This is a genomic window from Staphylococcus sp. GDY8P126P (assembly GCF_017891965.1).
In the GTDB taxonomy this organism is placed as follows: Bacteria; Bacillota; Bacilli; order Staphylococcales; family Staphylococcaceae; genus Staphylococcus; species Staphylococcus saprophyticus.
Genome location: NZ_JAESKG010000018.1, coordinates 1 through 21,608 on the forward strand (window position 1 = coordinate 1; position 21,608 = coordinate 21,608).

The following is a 21,608-nucleotide window of genomic DNA, read 5'->3' on the forward strand; positions in this document are numbered from 1 at the left end:
ATCGAAGACAATCCAGACTTAGCATCTACGCTCAAACCAACCATTCATCAATATGAAACACAACTGAATGATATCACAAACCAAATGAATCAACTCAAGCAGCAACAAAACCAAGAAAAACCATCTTACGATACGAAGCAAATCGCTGCCCTATTACAACAAATATTTCAAAACGTAGAATCAATGGATAAAGCACAACTCAAAGCATTATACCTTACGGTCATTGACCGTATTGATATTCGTAAAGATGGAAGTCATAAAAAGCAGTTCTATGTCACACTCAAGCTCAATAATGAAATTATTAAACAACTTTTCAATGATACCCCACTCGACGAAGTGCTCCTCAGCACTTCGTCTTTATTTTTGCCTCAAACACTCTACTTTCAAATTTAAGACAAGTGTACTGTCCTTTCGTCATTCAATAACACTCATCTAACAAATATCTTCAACACGCTAACCAGTCATAACTCAATATAAAGCTTATATTGATATGACGAAAGAACATCCCAAAATAAAATATAAGTGGGATAGTAACGGGATTGGCTAACTTCATGTAGGAGAAGGATTACGCAAGCGTAATCCCAAAATCCCGTTATTATTTATAAATAAATAATATAAAAAGAAAAAAGTAAATCATAACCACACCTACAAATCCAAATGATATATAAATATATAGCTATATTTCCCGAGAAATGAGCGGGATAACGGGATTTCCTTGTCATACCAACAATTGTCATGACTTTCGATTGGGATATTTTCTATATTTCAGTGGGCTTTCTAGGCGAAACAAATGGTATTTCAAACTTATATTATCAAAATGATGTATCACATGCATACATCCATCAAACACATCAGGAGGTCATAATGATGACACTAGAACAACAACTCAAGCACTATATAACCAACTTATTCAAACTGCCAAAAGATGAAAAGTGGGAATGTGAATCTATCGAGGAAATCGCTGATGATATCTTACCCAATCAATATGTAAGACTTGGCCCACTCAGTAATAAAATACTTCAGACTAATACCTACTACTCTGACACACTTCACGAAAGTAATATCTATCCTTTCATTCTCTACTATCAGAAACAACTCATAGCCATCGGTTATATCGATGAAAATCACGATATGGATTTCTTATACCTACACAACACTATCATGCCTCTTTTGGATCAACGATACTTACTAACAGGAGGACAATAATATGCATAAATACATCAAAATTACACAATTAGTCATTACAATACTAAGTGAAATCATCATTTGGATGAAAGAGTCAGAACGAAAGGAAGTCTCTTATGAATAGATATATCACCCGGGGTATCGCCAACAACTTACCTAATATCTTACAACACCAATTATGGCAACTCGTATCTGAGCGAGAACAAGAACAAACCAAAGATAATACTTCAGTAGATTATTTTCATATATTCCAGTTTAATAAACATCGCAATCAATTATATATCAAACACAAACAAGAACGACCAGCGTATGTAAAAACTCAAAAGGCAAATATCAATCAACCTATCAATATCAATAAGGTCTACATTATCCGTGAAGATGATGTAGACCTTTCTTATTACATTATGTTATTACCAAATGAATATTAAGGAGATAAAATCAATGGAAAATATCACAAATACACTTGTCACTACTGCAATATTTGACGAAAAGAGAACTCACCGCTACTTACTAACAAAGACATGGGACAGTGAAAAACAAACACTTACAATCATCACGATGTATCCGCACTATGATGGCATTCTCAATATTGACCTAACAACCCAACTCATTATGAACAAAGTTTCAGAAATGGATGCATTTGGGTCCATCTATTTTGTGAATCTATACTCTAATATTACAACACCTATCAATCTCAAACATTTAGAAGAAAATGCTTATGATAATCATACAAATATTCAAATTATGAAAGCAGTGAAAGAATCAGATGAAGTAATATTAGCATGGGGTGCTTACGCTAAAAAACCAGTCGTCGAAGCACGTGTCAATGAAGTATTAGAAATGTTGAAACCACATAAGAAGAAAGTGAAACAACTCATGAATCCAGAAACCAATGAAATCATGCATCCACTTAATCCGAAAGCAAGAAAGAAATGGACATATAAATAATATTTATTAATAATTCAAACTATTTTTTAAAAATAACAGTAGAAAAGTATGGCAATATAAATTAATATAATAATATAAATTAAATATAGAATGGAGATAGGAATTTGAAGAAAATTTTAGCTAGTATAGCTGTTATTGCGCTTGTCGCGATTTTGGGAGTTGCAGTTCTATTTGCATACGGTAGTTATAAAGATTTAGAACTAAAAAAAGAAGAAGCTAAGCTAGAGGATAAGAAGAATAAGAAAGTTGATAATAGCAAAACTTCAGAAAATGAAAATCAAAGCCAAATTAATAACCAAACAAATCAAGCATCAACAGAAAAAATACAACAAGATAATGGTGCAGGTGAAGCAAGTAATGAAAAAGCAAAAATCCTCGAGGATGCTTATGATGTCAATAGTGATGAAGCCCAAATTTTATCAGATGAAATTGATAAAGCTGATACAGATGGAGATGGGGTTGTTACAACAAAAGAAATGACCCCTGCTTTACAGCAATTTGCAGAAGAAGGAAAATTCCAACCAGCTGGTGGAGGTCCAACTCCTCCAGAGGATATTGAAGAAGAGGGGCAGCCCAAATACACAGCTGAAGATGCTAAAAACATGTCAGATGATGAATTTTTAGACGCATATAAAGAAGGTATGACTGAGGAAGAAGCTTCTGCTGTGGATGAAGCTGCAGAAGGATCTGGTGATTATATTGGTTTTTTAAGAGGACAGGTTGAAGCTCGTGCAAATGGTCAAGGTGGTAATTATTAAATTTAAGGATGAATAGATTATGAAAAAATTATTAAGCACAATAACAATAATTGCTATTTTAGGCATATTAGCAGCTGTTGGCTTTTTTGGATACAACAAGTATCAAGAAGTAGAATTAGAGAAAAATAAATTACAGGCCCAACAAAAAGAAAATGACGACAGTAATTCGCAAAGTACTAGTGAAACATCTAATAATGAGAATCAGTCGAATGAAAGTCAAAATAATAGTCAAGAGCAATCTACAACAGAAGAAGATACAAATGATATACAACGAGTAACTAGAGATAATGTTTTTGATTACGCTATTGCAGCTGTAAATGAAGTAGGAGATGCAGACCTATTAAAATTCCAAGAACCGGAGTACAATGGGTCAGAATGGACAATTGAAGCAAATAACAAATCAGGTGCTGGAGCAAACACCATCATAGTTAAAGATGATGGGACAGCTCAAATTTGGAATGGACCTAAAACAACTATGGATCATGAAACTAAAATTGAATTGTAGTAAGAAATAATGAGATATCAACTATAGTAGCTAATAATAAATATCGAGTATATAAGTCTATGACCAAAATAGTAGTTAATCAAAGAAGTAATATTACAAACAGAGCATTTCCTACTCCAAAAGGTAGGAAATGCTCTTAAAATTATATTTTTTTGATTGTTGTTTGCATTTTTAATAATGTTAAATGCTTAATTTAATAGTTGATTATTAAACTGTTCTTTAAATTCTTTTCTTTTTGTTGAATCCTCAGAATAAAAGCATAACCCTACTAATCTTGCATCATCATTTTCTGCAAGTACTTCAATATCATGTCTTGCATTCAACGATAACATAAATTCCTCTTTCCATTTATCATTTAATAATAAATGTTGACCTTTAGGTTCTACAAATACTTGATATGTGTATTCATTATCTTTTAAGTACAGCAAGAAGTCAGGCATAAAACCTCTCACACCATCTATTTCTCTGAACTTAATTTTACGTTCGTTACGTATTAAATAAACTTCTTCATATTTATTTTGTAAATCTTCCATCATGTTATTGATTAAATCAATCAAATCACTCTCAAGACCATTTACAATAGCTTTATCATAAATGTACCAATCATGTTGTCCCATATTTTTAGGTCTCTTCTGGTCATCTAAGTCTGTTACATCTCTATTGACATTATTCACTTCGACAACATAATCATCGATTAATTCTGAAAGTTTCATACCTTCAAAAATAGTTGTACCTTTGACTTTCAGATAATTATTTTTAATTTTTGTTTCTAATTTACTTAAATAATCATTCAATACAGACAACTTTAGTTTAGGTGTGATGTCACTAATATCCATCTCTTTTGGTATAGTTACACTGATATCTAAATCTCCTAAAAAATCTTTTGATTCAATAAATGTTTGCATACTCGTGATACTAGGTACATACTCTTTTAAATTAGAATATCTAAAGAATGGGTTACTTCTTAAAGCTTTTTGTAATAATGGTTTGTTAATATTTAATCTTACTTCTTTACGGTCTTCAGCTATAGATTTGATACCTTGAGTTAAATTTGACTCACTTACCTTAAATAGTTCCTTCTGATATTCTCTAGACGCACTATAATTTTCCAAATTCTTGTAGTCGTCAGCAGTCGTTGGTACTGTTTTATTAACATATATTTTGCCAAATTTAAAAAGGTCAGTCTTTTTAAATTTATTTTTCACTTTTCCTTCGTGTATCTCACTTATATCAGCATTTGTCTGAACTTTTGCTTCTGTTAAAGATTGATGTAAATTTTTAATGTAAGAAGAATCGTTAATCGTATGATAATGTAACGTTTCGATTGCTTTTAAATCACTAAATTCATTATCAAATCTGCGCTTATAAGATTTTTCTTCTTCATAAATAAATGGATAATATCTAGCTCCTCGACCAATGAGTTGAGCTTCTGCATTCGTCGCATTTTTATTAATCTTTTTCTTTTCATCAACTTTGACAATATCGAAAAGATTTAAGACGTCCCAACCTTCATTAAGTTTGTACACTGCAAAGATAGCTCTTATAGGGTTCTCAAGATCTTCTAGATTATTCAGAAATTGCGCATTTTTCTCTTTCTCTTTATCATTATTAACATTTAACGTTGTTTGTTCATTAAAATCCCATTTCAAATCATCTAACACTTTTAATAAATTAGTTTGTTTATAAAAACTGAATACTTTACTCCAAATACTATTTTGACCACTGTAAAATTTAAACCCATTATTAATAATCGTTTCTAATTGTTCATGAGTTAACTGATCTAAACGCTCAAGCATCATTTGATGTATTTCTTGAGAGCCTTTAATAGAAGTGGATTGAAACATGATAACTGGTTTAAACGTTATATAGTTTTTATCAGCTATATATTTTTTGTATTCACTCATTAATAAAGCATGTAATATTTTATCTTCATTGTCTTCACTGGCATACAAAAGCGTTACATTTTTTGAATAGCCTTGTTGCATAAATTCCTTTAAGTCATAACGATAAAGAATTCTATCCTTGTACTTTTTAAAAATATCATCTTCTAACTGTACCGTAGCTGTAAATTCTAACAACTTATTCTTATTGTTTTGCTTCATAATCCTATCAACAGTTACTTCCCAGTTAGTTTCTTCAATTTGCTGAGTAGTTTTTTTGCCTTTTTTCTTTGTGCTGACATTTAGATGATGAGCTTCATCAGCTAATAGAACGATAGGAAACTGAGCTAAATCTTCATAGGTGATTTCATTTTCACTTGGGTAATTTAATTTATCATGCAATGCATTAATTGTTGTTAATTTAAGATAAATCGTATTTTCATCAGGTAGGACGGGATAATTATCTACTACTTGAATATTTATCACTTTACCATCAATGACAATACCTTCTGGATTAAACAAATACTTACTAGATGACGTGTTGGTTAAATTATCATACGTTTTATTGACAATCGCAGTACTATTAACAAAAAACAAGAAATTTTGATAACCTTTTTCTTTAAATAAATATAATACTGATGCAGCTAAAACCAGTGTTTTACCAGAACCAGTTGCCATATTAAACATCAATTTGTTATATAAATTACCTTCATCTTGTTCCTCAATATACATTAGCCTTTGAACCGCTTCCTCTTGATATGGTCTTAAACGATGATTCAAATTATCAATAATATAGTTAGGTATATCTGGATATTGTAAAAATAATTGGTTTTCTATACGATCATGTAGCATTTCTGACATTATTACTCACCTCCATAGAAACTATGGTTAAATGCTATTTCATCTTCTGTGAAATTATATGCTGAATCTTCAATATCAGAGTAATTAACATATAATTCATTACTATCTAACACTCTAATCAGCACTTCTTTTTGGTCTTCCAGTTCTAATTCATGAAATTCTTTTTTAGTACTTGTAAACTTATCAAAATCTACTTCATAATTAAGAACGCCATCATTTAATAGTTTATCGATTTGATGATTAAGTTCTTCTTTTGTACTGCTACTTATAATTCTATCCACAATTTCTTGATTTTCTTTTGCTAATTCTGCATACACAAAAGAACCTCCCCCTTTCCATTCTAAAGCCTTCGATACGCCGCTTTGTTCTCCTTCAATAATATTCTGTAAACGTGGTACAGAAATACTATTAATATAGTCCATTTGTTCTATGCCAATATACTGACGGTTCATTTTATGTGCTACCGCTTGAGTAGTCGCTGATCCCATAAAAAAATCTAGGATAATATCTTCTTCATTAGTGCTTAACTCTATAATCCTCTTCAATAACTTTTCAGGTTTTTTACCATTCTTTAATTTCACTTTCCCCTCATTAGCTATACCTGCCCAAGATATATCTGTCCATAGATCCGTTAATAACTCTGTGGGTGTTAATCGTCCATCAATTTTTTTAAGTTTATTTTTATAAAAAGCTAATGAACCACCTTTATACAAATATAAAGATCCCATTTCTCTTGTAACTTCTATTATTTTATTATTATTCTTTGACTCTTTTAACAATTTTTTTAATTTTTCTGTAGGATTATGTGGATCTCTTATTGATACTACCCTTTCAGCGTTTTCAAGAGCAAAATTTTCAATCCCCTTATCTCTAACTAATTTCCATTCAGAACCCCACACTTCTTTTGCATGCTTGTTATCTATTATATTTTCTTTTTCATAAAATTTTTCAACTATTGGTTTAATTATCCAATTGTCTGGACTTTGATCAATATTTTCGATATACCTATTATAATTATTATCATAATTAACAGGAACATATCCTTTTTTAAAATTCACATTTGATTTATCTTTTGCATAATATAATATGTATTCCGTAACATCTATAGGACCAGGATTAACTGTTTTAAATCCAGCAGGAGCAGAAGTTTTACATGAGATGATTTGAACTTTATTCTCAGAACCAAAAATCTCATCCATTAAAATATTGAGATAACCAAGTTCATGATGATCACATTGAACAAATATAACTCCATCATAACTAAGTAATTCCTTAGCAATTTCTAATCTGTTTTTCATAAAAGTAAGCCATGAAGCATGATTGAATTTATCATTATAATTGAAGCTATCATTTCCTGTATTATACGGGGGATCAATAAAAATAAGATTAATCTTATTTTTAAATCTATATTTTAAAGTATTTAAAGCATTTAAATTATTACCTTTTAAAATTAAATTATCGTTACTTTTGGTATCGCTAATATAATGTTCACCATGCTTGTCGTACTTTTTAATTTTAGTCAGCGCCTTCGGTGAAAATAGTGTATCAATTTCTTCTTTAGCAATCACTTCATTATAAAATTTTTCGTCATTTCTTAAAACACTATCTTCTTTTGTCATTCCACCTTCAAGCACACAATCTTTAAATGGAAAATCTAGTACAACATCAGAATTATAATTCAAATATTTACCTTCAGTTGTTAAACCTATTTTGTTAGCATACTTAGTATAGCTATCTTGCCAGTAATTTTTATAACGTAACAATGAAATTAATGATTCTTTGTCGAATATTTTATACCCATCTATGTCTTGAACATATGTTTCATTAATAGATTTATTAGCTAAAAGCTTAGAAATCAATTTAGTATCGTTATTACGTAAATCTTCTACAACTATTTGTTTTGCTAATTTTTCATTTATCCAATATTTTTCAATTCCATTTAGAACCTCACTGATTTCATCTAATATATTAGTACTCATATAATCTCTCCATACATCGAATTTTAGTATATATATTTATGATAATAGACTTTGTAATATAAATACACAGGGAATTTCATTAAATCTATTATAAGAAATTGAACTAAATACAGTGAAATGGATGAAAAAACCGCATCATTTGTGATATGCTTCTGCGTATCGGTTAATGATGCGGTTTTTAATTATATAATTTCAATTAATAAGGTAAAGAACAGTTTTTTGATAAATGTTATTCTTCTAAAATTCTTTTTAATTTACACATTAAAAATATCCTTCTTAACAATAATAAGTTATTTAAATTATTGATTAAGGAGAATATTTTTATATCTATTTATTTCTCAATCTAGAACTAGATTTTTATCGTGCTTCCAGCTCATTTCCTGTCATCCATTTATGATTTTTAATAATGTTACCACTGTCTTTGGATTTGTAATCAACCACGTAAACAGTAGTCTTTTTCACGTTATCTATATTAGCTGCAGCATTTTTCATGCCAGACATATGATTTGCTTCTAATTTAACAGTATCGTCCTTACTAAATCCATCTTTAGGTGCATCTTTAATTTCTTCGTTCACGACCCATTTATGATTGTTTACTTTTTCATTTCCATTTGTGGGTTTATAACTTACAACATAGGCATATGTTTTATACGCACCTTTTACAGTAGCTTCTGCACCTTTCATACCTGGCATATGTCCTGCTGTAATCGTTACTTTATCTCCCACTTTAAATTCACCCTCATTAGTCGATTTCATATCTTCTGGAACTTTACTTTCATCATTATGCTTCATATGGCTCTCACTTTTTTGGTCATTAGTGTCTTTATCTTTTTCATCATTATTGGAGCAAGCTGATAATATTAGTAATGATCCTAATATCATAAAAAATAATTTTTTAATCATAATAAAACTCCTATCTTTTATTTTAATTTTAATGTAAAGGCATTAATTGCAACAATAACCGTACTTAGTGACATTAAAATAGCACCTATTGCAGGTGATAAAATCAAGCCGATAAATGCTAAAACACCGGCTGCTAAAGGTACAGCAACAATATTATAACCTGCACCCCACCATAAGTTTTGCACCTTGGTCTTTGTCATGTTTCCATAATCCAGATGAATGTGGGGATGGTGAGTTTTGAACAAATCCATTAAAATGTATCTGCTTCTTCGGCATATGTTTTTCCTCCTAAATGTAGTTTCGTTGTGCTTAATAGTGACTGTTGAGGAAATTTTAAAATTTAATTTAATATTTTTTGAATTACTTTACTCATTTCCTAAGATGAAAATTCTCAATATATAGAATTTTCAGATAATATATATGCTAGTAAATATAGCGAATATTATATACTTCGTCAACGCCAAAATGGTAAATGATATAAGAATAGTCGGATTAAATCGGTAAAATGTTTTTGTTTATTTTTAGGAAATCAAAATTTATCGATATTTGTGTTTGCTACTTACAATGGTATAAAATATAAAAGAGATTATTAAGTCACATATATAAGAATCATGAACAATTGAACGCAATTAGTACGGACATTCAAACATTATTAGATTTAAAAACAGAAAGGATACTATTGAATAATGAATAAATTACAAAAAGATGGTTATTCAAGATATGATTTAATGAAAAGTTTAAATTATGAGGGTATTGAACAAGATTATAATGAAATATTAGCGTACTTTGCTGATCTACCTGAAGATGATTATGCCCCTAACCTTAATAGATATAGAAGATACTCTAGAGCAATCGTGTTACCTGGCACAGAAGATGTTTTTTGGCTTCCTACCATTGAAAGAAATGGCGTTGATTATTCTGCGTATTTTCAAGGGAAGTTTAATCCAGAACATTCTGGCTCATATAGAGAACTCCATTCTATTGATGAAAATATAAGAAGTAATAAATTGTTGAACGATATTATAATAGCCAACTATCATGAAACGTTTTGGAACGAAGAGGATAAAATTTTACCGATTCATGTGGGTGTGCATTTCGTTAAATTGTATGTAGAAAATGACGGAGATAAAGCTGTTTCCTCACCGAACTGTTTACACCAAGACGGAGAGCCGTTTACTTTTGCTCATTTAATTGAAAGAAAGAATATTGTTGGTGGAACGAATGCTATCGCTGTACCGGAAGCTGCTGGGAATAATCCGGAAGATACTGATGAAAACAATATAATAGAAGTTTTTGAAATGGAGAACCCTTTAGAATCCTACGGCGTTTACGACCCTAATGTAAGTCATTATGTAAGTCCAGTTGAAAAAGGATCAGAACAAGGTACAGGTCTTAGATCTGTCATATTAATTGATTACCAACAAACAGTTGTTGCAGATGTCGATGAATAATAAAATCCCCCTACTTGTATAACAGTAGGGGGATTTTAAAGTTCATCATTACGGCAATAAGTTAAATTCAAACTAAAAAAGCAATGAAATAAGTGCGATTATAGGGAGCCCGCCTTGTTTTAAAATTATAGATTTTTGACTAGTAATTGTCCCATATATAGCAACTAAAATGATATAAATTAAAATACAAGTAATTAATTCTCTAGGATTATGGGAAAAGAACAGCGCATATAATAACATCACACCCAGAAGTCCATTGTATACACCTTGGTTTTTCATAAGAACCTTTAAATTGGGCTTTTTTAATTCTTCCTGCTTAATATTGAATATTTTACTAGTTCTAAGGGAAGTCGTTTTAATCGTTTGTAATATCATTATATATATAAATTCAATAGCAACTAATAAAACTAAAATTACTGTAACAATACTCATAAATGAATACACCTCTTTTTCAAATGAACTTTCCATATATTAATATCACAACTTTAACTGGGGAGTAATAAATTAAGTGATTTGAAGTAACTCTCCTTCAATAACTCCAATTCTTTTGTTCAATACTTCTTTTTGGTTATTCAAAACCCCTAAATGTACTTCTAATATTGTTTTTATATCTATTTCATTATCATATAGCATACCTGTATTTTTTTTGATTTCTTTTAAACTCATATTCAAATTACTTAAACATTTTATGAATTTTATCATTTCAATATCATCTTTACTATAGAGCCTTTTATTATTAGTGTCTCTTTCTATAAATTTTAATATCTCCTTTTTTTCATAAAATCTTAATTTACTTTTACTTATATCACATATGCTTGCTACTTGATCAATATAAAATTTTTCCAATGTAAGCACATCCCTTCTCTTAAACTAAGGTTTAACTGTTATATTATTATATAACCACACAAGAGGAGGAAAAACAATTAAAAAGCTTTGATTTTTATACTTCAATAGCAATCATTATTACAAGAAATAATTTTATTTAAGCAAGTCAGTTTAAACACTAATTAAAAAACAGTAAAACGGAGGATTATTATGCAAAATGAACAAATTGTATTAAACGAAAGACCAGAAGGATTACCTAAAGATGACACTTTTAAATACGAAGCAATCCAAACAGCAGAACCTAGTACGGGTGAAGTACAATTAAAATCTATTTATATTTCTGTGGATCCTTATATGCGCGGAAGAATGAATGATTCAAAAAGTTACGTTAAACCTTATGAAATCGGCAAACCAATTGATGGGCATGTTTTAGCGAAAGTTATAAAATCCGAAGTAGAATACTTGGAAGAAGGAGATTATGTTACGGGTGTCTTACCTTGGCAAAGAATAATCACTACTGATGCTAATCAAGTGACTAAAATACCTTCCACAGAAGTTCCTCTACATTTATACTTAAGCATTTTAGGAATGCCAGGTATGACAGCATATACTGGTTTGTTGGAAATAGGTAAACCAAAAGCAGGAGAAACAGTTGTTGTATCTGCTGCTTCCGGCGCTGTAGGGTCTGTAGTAGGACAAATTGCTAAAATAAAAGGCGCAAAAGTAGTTGGCATTGCCGGTGGAAAAGAAAAAACACAATATTTAACAGACACATTAGGCTTTGATGCGGCTGTTGATTATAAAGGCGATGATTTTGAAGCACAACTTGCCGCATCTGTACCAAATGGTATTGATGTATATTACGAAAACGTCGGTGGAAAATTATCAGATGAAGTTTTCAAACATTTAAATACATTTGCACGTGTACCTGTTTGTGGTGCAATCTCAACTTACAATAATACGCAAACTGAAATGGGACCAAGAATTCAGGAAACACTAGTTAAAAGCCAAGCCCTAATGCAAGGTTTTGTAGTAGGACAGTTTGCAGAGCATTTTAAAGAAGCAAGCGAACAACTTGCCAAATGGGTAGCTGAAGATAAAATAAAATCACAAGTAACAATCGATGAAGGTTTTGATCAATTGCCTAATGCATTTAGAAAACTATTTTCTGGTGAAAACTTCGGTAAACAAGTGGTTAAAATATCAGAGGAATAACTTGAGATATAATCTAATATAAAAGTATATGAGATAAAAAACACAATTAGCTTATAATAAAAATCTCACTCATCTTATTTGATGAGTGAGATTTTGTTATTTTTTATAAAGTTTTTGGTGAACTGTTTGCTTAAACTGTTGCGTAATCTTTTTTACCAAAGAATGTTACAAGTAATAACATAATTATTGATAGTGGCAACCCAATTAAGATTGGATGTAGACCAAACGGATGACCTAGTATTTGCCATATCACTGCTGAACCAAGCCCACTCCACATTGCAATGTTACCTGCAAGCTTCGTAGGTTTTTTCCAAAATAGACCGAACATCACTGGCGCAAGTAAGCCTGAAACTGACATTGCAGTACCTGTTACCATAAGATCTACTAATCCTGGGATCATAAGCGCCAATACTAAAGAAATCACAGCTACGATTAACACTGAAAGTTTACTATACTTTAGCTTATAGTATAATAAAACTATAAATTAGCTACACTTAACTAAATAACTTTTATAAGGCAGGTTAGTAGATTATGCAAACAAATGAAACTAAAGGAATCTTTAATGCTACGGGGGCTAATATTTATTTTGAATCAAAAGGTAATGGTGAGAATATATTATTACTTCATGCTGGAATTGCAGATTCACGTATGTGGGATAATGAATTCCACTTATTATCAGAAAAATATCGAGTAGTTAGGCTTGACCTTCCTGGATTCGGCTTAAGTGATTTCACAGGAGGAAATTACTCTTATAGTAATATTATTAATGAAATACTTACACATCTAGATATCAATCACACTCATATTTTAGCAGCTTCATTTGGTGGGAAAATAGCTATTGATTTTTATCTAGACCACTCAGAAAAGTGTCTGAGCTTAGCACTTTTGTCTCCAGCTTTAGGTGGGTGGGAAGATTCGTCTTTCCTACAAGAATATGAAGAAGAAGAAGAAAAACTATTACAAGAAGGTAAAATAGAAGAAATAGCACTGTTTAACTATAAAACTTGGATACTAAGAAATAGGTCTCCAGAACTTATCAATACAGATGTGAAGCAATTAGTTGTTGATATGCAGACGGAATTTTTAACTAAACCCGAATTAGATTATTCTTGCGAGGAAATAGAAACGAAGGATAATATCTTACAGATAAAAAATATTCAAGTCCCTGTATTAATTATTAATGGTGAGTATGATGTTCAAGATTTTCAAGATATATCTGAACTAATGAGTAATGAAATTCCTCATATAAAAAATTGCACATTAGCCTCAATTTCCTGCAACTGTTCCTCATTAGAATGACTTTTCAGCTTTGCAATCGCATATTCCAAAGCATCGCCACCATAGTAACCTGTTTTTTCCGCAAAAATCGTAGCATGAATCAGTGACTTCGTCTCATCCGCATCAAAAAACAAAGGTGCTTCAATAAAATCATTTAACAGCATGTAGCCACCATTATGTCCAGTATCTGAAATTATAGGCACGCCACTCTTTGAAAGTGTATCCATATAACGATACACCGTTCTTATATTCATTTCTAGCTTATCTGAAATTTGCTTTGCAGTAACCTTCTTATCTGAACTAAGCATCCATAGAATAGCAAGTACATTATCTAATTTAGCCATAATGTTTACCTCTTTCATGTAAATTCTCATCACGTATTTTAAGAACATGTTTCTTCAATGCTTTATCATGCTAATTAAATATTTCAAAATAAGTTTGTCATTGCTTTGACTTTTCCACCACAGTGCTTATTTTTTCTACCATTTCATCAATACTAAATTTGCTGGTATTTAATGCATGCTTATCTACCAAATATGGGTTATATTCTTTAACTTCCTCAATGCTAATTTCATGCCAAATTGGTAGTATAATAATATTATCTTCATTAATTTCTCTATTTAAAAAAGATATAAATTCATATTTACTCCAACCACTTTCAATAAAATTTCGAGATAAAAACACTACTACAAATCTTGAATTTAATATCCCCATATTCATCATTTGTGTTTGACTTTGACCTATTTCAAATACTTTTTCATCTTCAAATACTTTCAACCCTTTATCAGTCAATTTATCACTTAATTCAGACACATATTCTTCTTTGTCTAAATTTGAATGTGACAAAAAAACATCGTATTCAATGAGTTCTTTTTGTTTTGCAGATTGCTTTACTTGTTCTGACAATGCATTAATCTGTTCAGAATTTGAGAGAAGTTGAGTCATTATACTGTGGTTATCATTTCTTGAATTATTTATTGTTTTCTCTAATTTATCTTGTTGTTTACTACGTTCTTTATCTAATTTAGCTCGAGTCTCATTAATTTTTCTTTCAATTTTACTGTATTCTTCATATAATTTTGATAACTCTGTTTGCTTTTCAACAATCTTCTTACGATTTCTTATTAGTTCATTAATATTACTTTTAGTAGGATTTCTCTTTTTACTTAATCTTTCAATTTTTCGTTCAAGCCTCTTTATATCACCCGTCAATTTACTCATTTTACTTGAAAGTTTTGCAGATTTAGACATCTCATTTTTTAATTTTGTTTCTAATACTGACATAAAATACCCCTCCGACAAGAACTTACGTTCCCTTTATTTATATAACTATCTTAGCTTATATTTAAATAGAAGTAAATGATAATAAAGGAATGACTATATACATGACACTAAAACTAATTTCAAAGTATAACTCTGAATTCATGCAGGATATAATCAATCAAATAAACATATCGTTAGAAGATATTGAAGGTTCATCAACAATTGAAGTCGAATTCGATAATGAAGGCAATTATACACGTTATCAATTTCAAAATAATAAACTTTATATAAAAAATATTTTACCAAATTTAATTTATTTGTTAGGTATTGATGATGGTGTAGATACTTTTATGCGTGGATTCAACGAAGGATTTTATGAAGCCTTAACAAGGTTTATGTATGCCTCAAACTTAGATGATCAATTTGAAGAGTATAAAAATGCAATTTTCACTTATTTGTTCACACCTAAAGGTAAACTAAAGGAACATGTACTATTAAAATTACATAATGATGGATCTATAGCTCTTGACGACACTACTTTTAAAAGAGCTACTGTAAATGCTACTTTTGGTTATAAAAATAATATACCTTTTAGATTTTACGATGAAAATAATCCGAATATCACATCACTGGATAATATGCTAAACACTGCTTTTACAATTAAAAATGGTCTCGAACGTAAAAACTATAATTATTCAAATAACTATTCCTCATCATATTCACATGAAGAATGGGAAAACTTAAATATGATTGCTGATATAAGTACACAAATCAATATAGATTTAAATGACAAAAATAATGAGATATTTCAAAGATATTTCACAAAAGAACAACTTATTTCATCTATAATACAGACACTATTAAATAGGTTCCCTGATATCAACACAGATGAAGAAAAACAGATAACTGTAAATCTAAATTCATTAATTGGTAAATTATCAAAAGACAACATTCGTGGAAGGTTCCCTTTTAGTGATGTACTAACAATTTTGTCTGTTTTTTATTTTAGATATTTGTACATAGACAGTAATACACATGCTAAACACAAAAATGCATCTGGCAACAATAGCTATTTTGCTTTACTATTTAACAAGCAAGAATTAAATATATTAAAAAAGCAAAAAGTTAATTATTCAGAACTCCAAGATTTTGAGGAACAAAAATTAAAATTCAACGCTGATTTTCAACAACTACATAACGACATAGATGAATTAACTGAAAATCACTTACACATTGTCTTCACAGATGACAAATTAGGAAATGAAGATGATGAAGGTGATTTTTCATCTTTTCATATCATCGATAATGAACTTATAAATGCATCAAATTTGTTTATACATAAATTATTTTATATGGATCAGCTACCATTTATGGAAACTTTGCTTAGTACTTTATCAGGTATTTACACTCATATTTGCGAGAACATGAATTTCTTTCATACAAATGCGCCTATAGAAGTTCTTAATTTGAGTAATCAAATTATAAAAACGACAAAAAAATGGAGTAATACAATAACACCTCTCCATGCTAAAAATGACCTAACTCATAGTAAATCAAATAAGTACGACCTAAACTTATTCATTTATGACTTTAAAATTTCTAGTGAAACTCATCTATCTCTAATTAATTCTATGAATGTAATTGATAATCTAAACTTGAGACAAAAATATTTTAAAAAATAATTACTACAACTCAATCTCTTTAGTACCAATCTTTATTCAACCTAACTGTCTAACCAATCATTCTTGGTTAGACAGTTAGGTTTATTTTTGTGTGATGTAATACACGTAATGAATCTTTATGATTCAGAAAAAATTATAAAGGCGGTAATTACTTATGAAGTATAAACCTATTCGAGTAATACAATTGTATGGAGCATCAAAGAAAGCTGCGAAACAAAAATACAGCGGAGAGACGTTCATCTTTAATGACTTAGTAAATCAGGTTGGCACTTTCAACTGTACTACTAATGAAATTAGAGAAGTAGGTCGCATGTTTGGGGCGTGGGAAAGAAAAGGATGCGACGCTCCTATCAAAAGAATTTCTAACAAATCTCCTATCCTGTATCAAAAAATTCGACTTTTTAATACAGGAGGTAAACGCTAATGGCTAACAACATCTTCGAGCAATATCCATACTGGTTAGATTCAACTGCATGGTATGAACTTATTCGAGCAAAAAACAAAAATGACGAAGATAAGATAATTCGTTTATCTAGTCCAATCATCATAGAAAACAAATTTCTCGACCCTACTACAGGGGTTGAGAAATTGACTATCACGGATGGCAAAAATATTGAACGTATTGAAACGTCAGATATTCTAACGACACAAAAGTTACCTAGACTGGTTATGTTTGGGTTCAGCATCAATGAAAAGTACATTAAATCGCTAGGTAATGCACTACAATTAATGCGTCAATCACTGCCCATTTCTACATTGTATACAGGTGTAGGTGTCTTAAGTACTGATGAAGGTACTGTCATTTCATTAGATGAACCATATCTTTCAAAAGACATCGAGCAGTCTCAGGCTGATGAAATCATTTGTGAAACAAAGTATGACTTACAACCTAAAGGTACATTTGAAGGCTGGTGGCAAATGTATCTTGATGAAGTAAAAGGAAACTTGTTACTGGAGCTTGCTGTGATATTTGGTGTTTCTTCATTAGTGACTGCGTTCTTAAAAACAAAGCATGAAGTCGAATATTTTGGCACGATATTTTCATTTATGGGGAACTCTAGTACGGGTAAATCGACTGCAGCGGCATTAGCAGTCTCAATTGCAGGTAATCCATCTAAAGGTGACCAAACATTATTCAGAGGTTGGAACGGCACCCGTAATGCAATTGAAGGTTACTTAAGTAACAATTTTGGTGTTCCTATTGCTTTAGACGAATTATCAGCAGCGACCTTTAAAGATACTAATGGCTTGCTTTATTCTCTAGCAGAGGGTCAAGGTCGCCTACGTGCTAATCGAGAGGGAAATGTAAAAAAACCTCACCACTTTGGATCTAGTGTGATTAGTACAGCAGAACACACAATATTCAAAGATGCTAGTGCAAATGATGGTCTGAGAGCAAGATGCATAGAAATTTCTGATGTCTTTACAACAAGCGCTGACAATGCAGACGCCATTAAAAAAGGAACATCAAAAAACTATGGACACGTAATGCCGTTAGTAGCTGAATACCTTCTAAATCGTGAATCTGAAGTAATCAAGTGGTTTCATAAAGAACACGATTGGTTCAAAGCACAGCTTAACAATGAAACAAACAATGTAGGTATACGTATGTTCAAGCGCTATGCCACCATTACGACTTCAGCACGAATATTAGAACGTGTAATCGCAACTCCTATCGATTTGGATGCAGTTAGAGAATATCTAGTTAGTTATCATGTAGATTCCGTAAGTGAGCGCAGTTTGGGAGCCAAGGCGATTGATAGTGTAGTTCAGTTCGTGGCACGCAATCGTAGTAAGTTTGCGGAAAATGAAAAACTCTCCATAATGACTGAAAATTATGGCCTTATTGAGCTGAAAGACGATCACATTCAAGTCAAGATGCTTAAAGATGTTTTTAAACATATGTTAGAAGAAAACCAATACCAAGATGTAAAAAATGTAATAGATAGTTTAAGAGCAGAAGGATATATCCAGATGGATTCCGATCGGATAGCTATCAAACGTAATGTCAAAGATACTCAAGGCAAAACAAAAACGATCTTGTTCTACCATCTTGTATTGCCTAGTGAGTTTGCACCTGTTCTCGGTTTAAGCTCAAATTCTGAACCATACACACCAACGCAATTTGATAATAATACAACAAATAAGGAATTACTCAACAAATTTGTTAAAGACGGTAGAGAATGGGAAGAAAAGGGCGATTTAGAACTCTAAATATGAATATCGCTACAACGCGCTATGTGCGTTGTAGCTCATTAAATTAATCGGAGGCATAAAAATGAAAACAAACGTCAACTTATTAAATTACACAATTGATTCGGTAGAAGTCGATGATCATCAAAAACCTATTGTCGTTAATTATATCGACAGATATTACCATATGCAACAATATGTATTAACTGAAACGGAACAGAAGCTACTAAAATTTTATCACTTGTACCCTGAATTCATAAATGAAAAAGAGATAACTGAACATTTTGTCCCAAGTACACGGTTAGAACGAATAACAATGCAACATGTTATCAATTCAATATAATTTGATATTTGGAGGTTGAACCATATGGACGAATTAATCACATTACTCGCTGATTTAGTAATTGAAGAAATTAATCATGCTGATGACTAATAATAACGCCCAACACCAGCAGGTGTTGGGCTCATCTATAAATTCGTTCATAAATATATATTATCACTTCGAAAGGAGGAAACACGATGAAACAAGCAATGGGTTACTTACGACAGAGCACTACAAAGCAACAATCCTTAGCAGCACAAAAACAAACCATCAAGGCATTAGCCGAAAAACATAATATTCAACACATTACCTTTTATAGCGATAAACAATCAGGACGTACTGATAAGCGAAATGGTTACCAACAAATCACTGAACTGATTCAACAAGGACAATGTGACGTACTATGTTGCTATCGGCTGAATCGACTTCATCGTAATCTAAAAAATGCATTAAAACTTATGAAATTGTGCCAAAAATATCATGTTCATATCTTAAGTGTTCATGATGGCTATTTTGATATGGATAAAGCATTCGATCGGCTTAAACTCAATATTTTCATCAGCTTGGCCGAATTAGAATCTGATAATATTGGCGAACAAGTAAGTAACGGGATAAAAGAAAAAGCGCGTCAGGGTAAATTGATAACTACACACGCCCCCTTTGGTTACCACTACAAACGTGGTACATTCACGATAAATAAGAATGAATCACCAACAGTAATTGCCGTATTCAATTATTACCTTCAAGGTTATGGTTATAAAAAAATTGCGCAATACTTAGAAGCTGAAGATAAATTCATTAATCGCAAGCCTTATCAAGTGCGTAATATTATCCTTAACCCTAATTACTGTGGCCGTGTTATCAATCAATACGGACAATATGAAAACATGTTCCCAGCTATTGTCAGTACAACGATATACGAAGAAGCTCAAGTTACCCGAACTCAGAAACAAGTCAAACGTAAGCCGTCAGAAAATCAACTCAAACAAAAAATCAAATGTCCCTATTGTCATTCGACACTCACAAACATGACTGTCCGAAAACCAGATCATTCATTGCGTTACTATGTCTGTCCGCAAAATATGAATAACGCTCGCTTTGTTTGTGAATTTAAAGGAATCAACGCACAAGAATTAGAAACAAATGTTTTAGCGACTTGTCAGTACTTCTTTCAAAATCAACAGCTCTATTCAAAAATAAACCATACTATTCAACAACGACTCAAAAGACAAAGAGATATAGAAATTAAAACTACACTCAACCACGAACAGCTGATAGAAAAATTAGCCCAAGGCAAAATTGATGCAGAAACGTTCAGAGAACAAACGCAATCATTACATCAACAATCAAAACCTATATCATCAATCAGTGCGTATCAAATTCGAAAAGCTTTCCAAAACATCATTCAACAACGTTTCACACTAAACATGCTGAATCCCTATATTGATGTAATTAGTATTACTAAAAACAAAACCCTTGCGGGGATCTATTTCAAAAATGAACCTCTAAACATTGTCAATCAAACGACGCAATCATCGATTGCTTAATAGATGAAAGGATGAAAAAATATGAATGAAATGAAGAAGAAGAGAATCGGAGCGTACATTCGCGTGTCCACAGAGAGACAAGTGGAAGGTTATAGTATAGATGGTCAAATTACACAAATAGAGCAGTTTTGCCAATTTAATGGTTATGACCTCGTTGATATATACGCAGATCGGGGTATTTCTGGAAAATCTATGAATCGCCCTGCACTACAGCGCATGTTACAAGACGCAAAAAATGGAAAGTTAGACTGTGTGATTGTTTATAAAATAAATCGTTTAGCACGTAATACTTCTGACTTACTGACAATCGTCGAAGAACTACATCGTCAAAATGTTGAATTTTTCAGCTTGTCTGAACGCATGGAAGTCAAAAATTCGACAGGTAAATTATTATTAAATATACTTGCAAGTTTTTCCGAATTTGAAAGAAATACCATTTTAGAGAATATTTACACCGGACAGCATCAAAGAGCCTTAGAAGGCTATTATCAAGGCAATATTCCTTTAGGATATTCTAATATACCTGATAATAAAAAAGAATTAATGATTAACCAACATGAAGCCAATATTGTGAACTATATCTTTGAATCATACGCCAAAGGTCATGGATATCGTAAAATTGCCAATGCACTCAACCATAAAGGATATGTAACTAAGAAAGGTAATCCATTTAGTATTTCAGCTGTTACTTATATTCTCTCAAATCCATTCTATATTGGTAAAATCCAATTCGCGAAATACAAAGATTGGAATGATAAACGTCGTAAAGGCTTGAATGATAAGCCAGTAATCGCTGAAGGTAAGCACTCCCCT

At 31.3% G+C, this 21,608-nt stretch carries 21 protein-coding genes and 3 pseudogenes; 15 read left to right on the forward strand and 9 right to left on the reverse strand.

Translation table 11 applies throughout. The features are described 5' to 3' along the window. The 6 genes and pseudogenes from KA893_RS12245 to KA893_RS14090 form a co-directional block, all read left to right on the forward strand. Window positions 1-393 (forward strand): annotated as a pseudogene (locus KA893_RS12245) (cassette chromosome recombinase CcrB); the annotation flags it as partial. A 474-nt stretch (window positions 394-867) separates the two neighbouring features. Continuing rightward, window positions 868-1,206, forward strand: a complete 339-nt coding sequence (locus tag KA893_RS12250; RefSeq protein WP_210125863.1) for an SAUGI family uracil-DNA glycosylase inhibitor — start codon at window positions 868-870, stop codon at window positions 1,204-1,206. Window positions 1,207-1,301: 95 nt separating this feature from the next. Beyond that, entirely contained in the window at window positions 1,302-1,613 is a 312-nt protein-coding gene (locus tag KA893_RS12255) for a DUF960 family protein (protein ID WP_057510703.1), read from the forward strand. A 13-nt stretch (window positions 1,614-1,626) separates the two neighbouring features. Further along, on the forward strand, window positions 1,627-2,133 hold the full coding sequence (locus tag KA893_RS12260) for a DUF1643 domain-containing protein (protein ID WP_198065299.1): 507 nt from the start codon (window positions 1,627-1,629) through the stop codon (window positions 2,131-2,133). Window positions 2,134-2,237: 104 nt separating this feature from the next. Beyond that, on the forward strand, window positions 2,238-2,891 hold the full coding sequence (locus KA893_RS12265) for a hypothetical protein (protein WP_071331190.1): 654 nt from the start codon (window positions 2,238-2,240) through the stop codon (window positions 2,889-2,891). 19 nt (window positions 2,892-2,910) lie between these two features. Continuing rightward, window positions 2,911-3,396 (forward strand): hypothetical protein, encoded by a 486-nt coding sequence (locus tag KA893_RS14090; RefSeq protein WP_245336153.1) that lies wholly within the window; start codon window positions 2,911-2,913, stop codon window positions 3,394-3,396. A gap of 188 nt (window positions 3,397-3,584) precedes the next feature. Here KA893_RS14090 and KA893_RS12275 read toward each other — a convergent pair whose 3' ends face one another. The 4 genes and pseudogenes from KA893_RS12275 to KA893_RS12290 form a co-directional block, all read right to left on the reverse strand. Further along, the gene (locus tag KA893_RS12275; protein WP_210125857.1) at window positions 3,585-6,137 is read right to left on the reverse strand and encodes a DEAD/DEAH box helicase family protein; all 2,553 of its coding nucleotides are present in this window, start codon (window positions 6,135-6,137) and stop codon (window positions 3,585-3,587) included. Between the two features lie 2 nt (window positions 6,138-6,139). After that, entirely contained in the window at window positions 6,140-8,116 is a 1,977-nt protein-coding gene (locus KA893_RS12280; RefSeq protein ID WP_210125859.1) for a DNA methyltransferase, read from the reverse strand. A gap of 357 nt (window positions 8,117-8,473) precedes the next feature. Then, the gene (locus KA893_RS12285; protein WP_210124722.1) at window positions 8,474-9,019 is read right to left on the reverse strand and encodes a YdhK family protein; all 546 of its coding nucleotides are present in this window, start codon (window positions 9,017-9,019) and stop codon (window positions 8,474-8,476) included. 17 nt (window positions 9,020-9,036) lie between these two features. After that, a pseudogene (locus KA893_RS12290) lies at window positions 9,037-9,207 on the reverse strand (copper-transporting ATPase); the annotation flags it as partial. A 498-nt stretch (window positions 9,208-9,705) separates the two neighbouring features. On the opposite strand from KA893_RS12290, the gene KA893_RS12295 reads away from it, so the two are divergent. Beyond that, complete coding sequence (locus KA893_RS12295; RefSeq protein ID WP_044291500.1) at window positions 9,706-10,470, forward strand: 2OG-Fe dioxygenase family protein; 765 nt, start codon at window positions 9,706-9,708, stop codon at window positions 10,468-10,470. 72 nt (window positions 10,471-10,542) lie between these two features. Here the strand turns inward: KA893_RS12295 and KA893_RS12300 are convergent, their stop codons facing one another. Continuing rightward, window positions 10,543-10,902 (reverse strand): DUF1304 domain-containing protein, encoded by a 360-nt coding sequence (locus KA893_RS12300; RefSeq protein ID WP_002511730.1) that lies wholly within the window; start codon window positions 10,900-10,902, stop codon window positions 10,543-10,545. 72 nt (window positions 10,903-10,974) lie between these two features. Beyond that, a complete protein-coding gene (locus KA893_RS12305; protein ID WP_002506307.1) occupies window positions 10,975-11,316 on the reverse strand; it encodes a helix-turn-helix domain-containing protein in 342 nt (113 codons plus the stop codon). 189 nt (window positions 11,317-11,505) lie between these two features. Here KA893_RS12305 and KA893_RS12310 point away from each other — a divergent pair, with 189 nt between their 5' ends. Next, entirely contained in the window at window positions 11,506-12,510 is a 1,005-nt protein-coding gene (locus tag KA893_RS12310; RefSeq protein WP_002511731.1) for an NADP-dependent oxidoreductase, read from the forward strand. Between the two features lie 130 nt (window positions 12,511-12,640). Here the strand turns inward: KA893_RS12310 and KA893_RS12315 are convergent, their stop codons facing one another. After that, window positions 12,641-12,949, reverse strand: a complete 309-nt coding sequence (locus KA893_RS12315) for an SLC5/6 family protein (RefSeq protein ID WP_228481663.1) — start codon at window positions 12,947-12,949, stop codon at window positions 12,641-12,643. Between the two features lie 92 nt (window positions 12,950-13,041). Here KA893_RS12315 and KA893_RS12320 point away from each other — a divergent pair, with 92 nt between their 5' ends. Continuing rightward, window positions 13,042-13,809: an alpha/beta fold hydrolase gene (locus tag KA893_RS12320; protein WP_107517540.1), complete on the forward strand. Its 768-nt coding sequence runs from the start codon at window positions 13,042-13,044 to the stop codon at window positions 13,807-13,809. On the opposite strand, the pseudogene KA893_RS12325 reads toward KA893_RS12320, so the two are convergent. Both KA893_RS12325 and KA893_RS12330 read right to left on the reverse strand, forming a co-directional pair. Then, a pseudogene (locus KA893_RS12325) lies at window positions 13,767-14,132 on the reverse strand (helix-turn-helix transcriptional regulator); the annotation flags it as partial. The gene KA893_RS12320 and the pseudogene KA893_RS12325 overlap by 43 nt on opposite strands. 97 nt (window positions 14,133-14,229) lie before the next feature. After that, window positions 14,230-15,072 carry a toll/interleukin-1 receptor domain-containing protein gene (locus tag KA893_RS12330; protein ID WP_194440955.1) on the reverse strand — a complete coding sequence of 281 codons (843 nt, stop codon included), beginning with the start codon at window positions 15,070-15,072 and terminating at the stop codon, window positions 14,230-14,232. Window positions 15,073-15,173: 101 nt separating this feature from the next. On the opposite strand from KA893_RS12330, the gene KA893_RS12335 reads away from it, so the two are divergent. The 6 genes from KA893_RS12335 to KA893_RS12360 all read left to right on the forward strand — a co-directional run. Next, window positions 15,174-16,733 (forward strand): hypothetical protein, encoded by a 1,560-nt coding sequence (locus KA893_RS12335; RefSeq protein ID WP_194376024.1) that lies wholly within the window; start codon window positions 15,174-15,176, stop codon window positions 16,731-16,733. Window positions 16,734-16,887: 154 nt separating this feature from the next. Beyond that, entirely contained in the window at window positions 16,888-17,157 is a 270-nt protein-coding gene (locus KA893_RS12340; protein WP_031838353.1) for a hypothetical protein, read from the forward strand. Further along, window positions 17,157-18,947, forward strand: a complete 1,791-nt coding sequence (gene cch1 / locus KA893_RS12345; protein ID WP_210124723.1) for a cassette chromosome replicative helicase — start codon at window positions 17,157-17,159, stop codon at window positions 18,945-18,947. Before KA893_RS12340 ends, cch1 begins: the two co-directional genes overlap by 1 nt. A 64-nt stretch (window positions 18,948-19,011) precedes the next feature. Beyond that, the gene (locus tag KA893_RS12350; RefSeq protein ID WP_002434121.1) at window positions 19,012-19,269 is read left to right on the forward strand and encodes a hypothetical protein; all 258 of its coding nucleotides are present in this window, start codon (window positions 19,012-19,014) and stop codon (window positions 19,267-19,269) included. Between the two features lie 176 nt (window positions 19,270-19,445). Then, on the forward strand, window positions 19,446-20,795 hold the full coding sequence (ccrA, locus tag KA893_RS12355) for a cassette chromosome recombinase CcrA (RefSeq protein WP_210124724.1): 1,350 nt from the start codon (window positions 19,446-19,448) through the stop codon (window positions 20,793-20,795). 21 nt (window positions 20,796-20,816) lie between these two features. Then, the coding region (locus tag KA893_RS12360; RefSeq protein WP_210125861.1) for a recombinase family protein at window positions 20,817-21,608 on the forward strand (792 nt) is incomplete at its 3' end.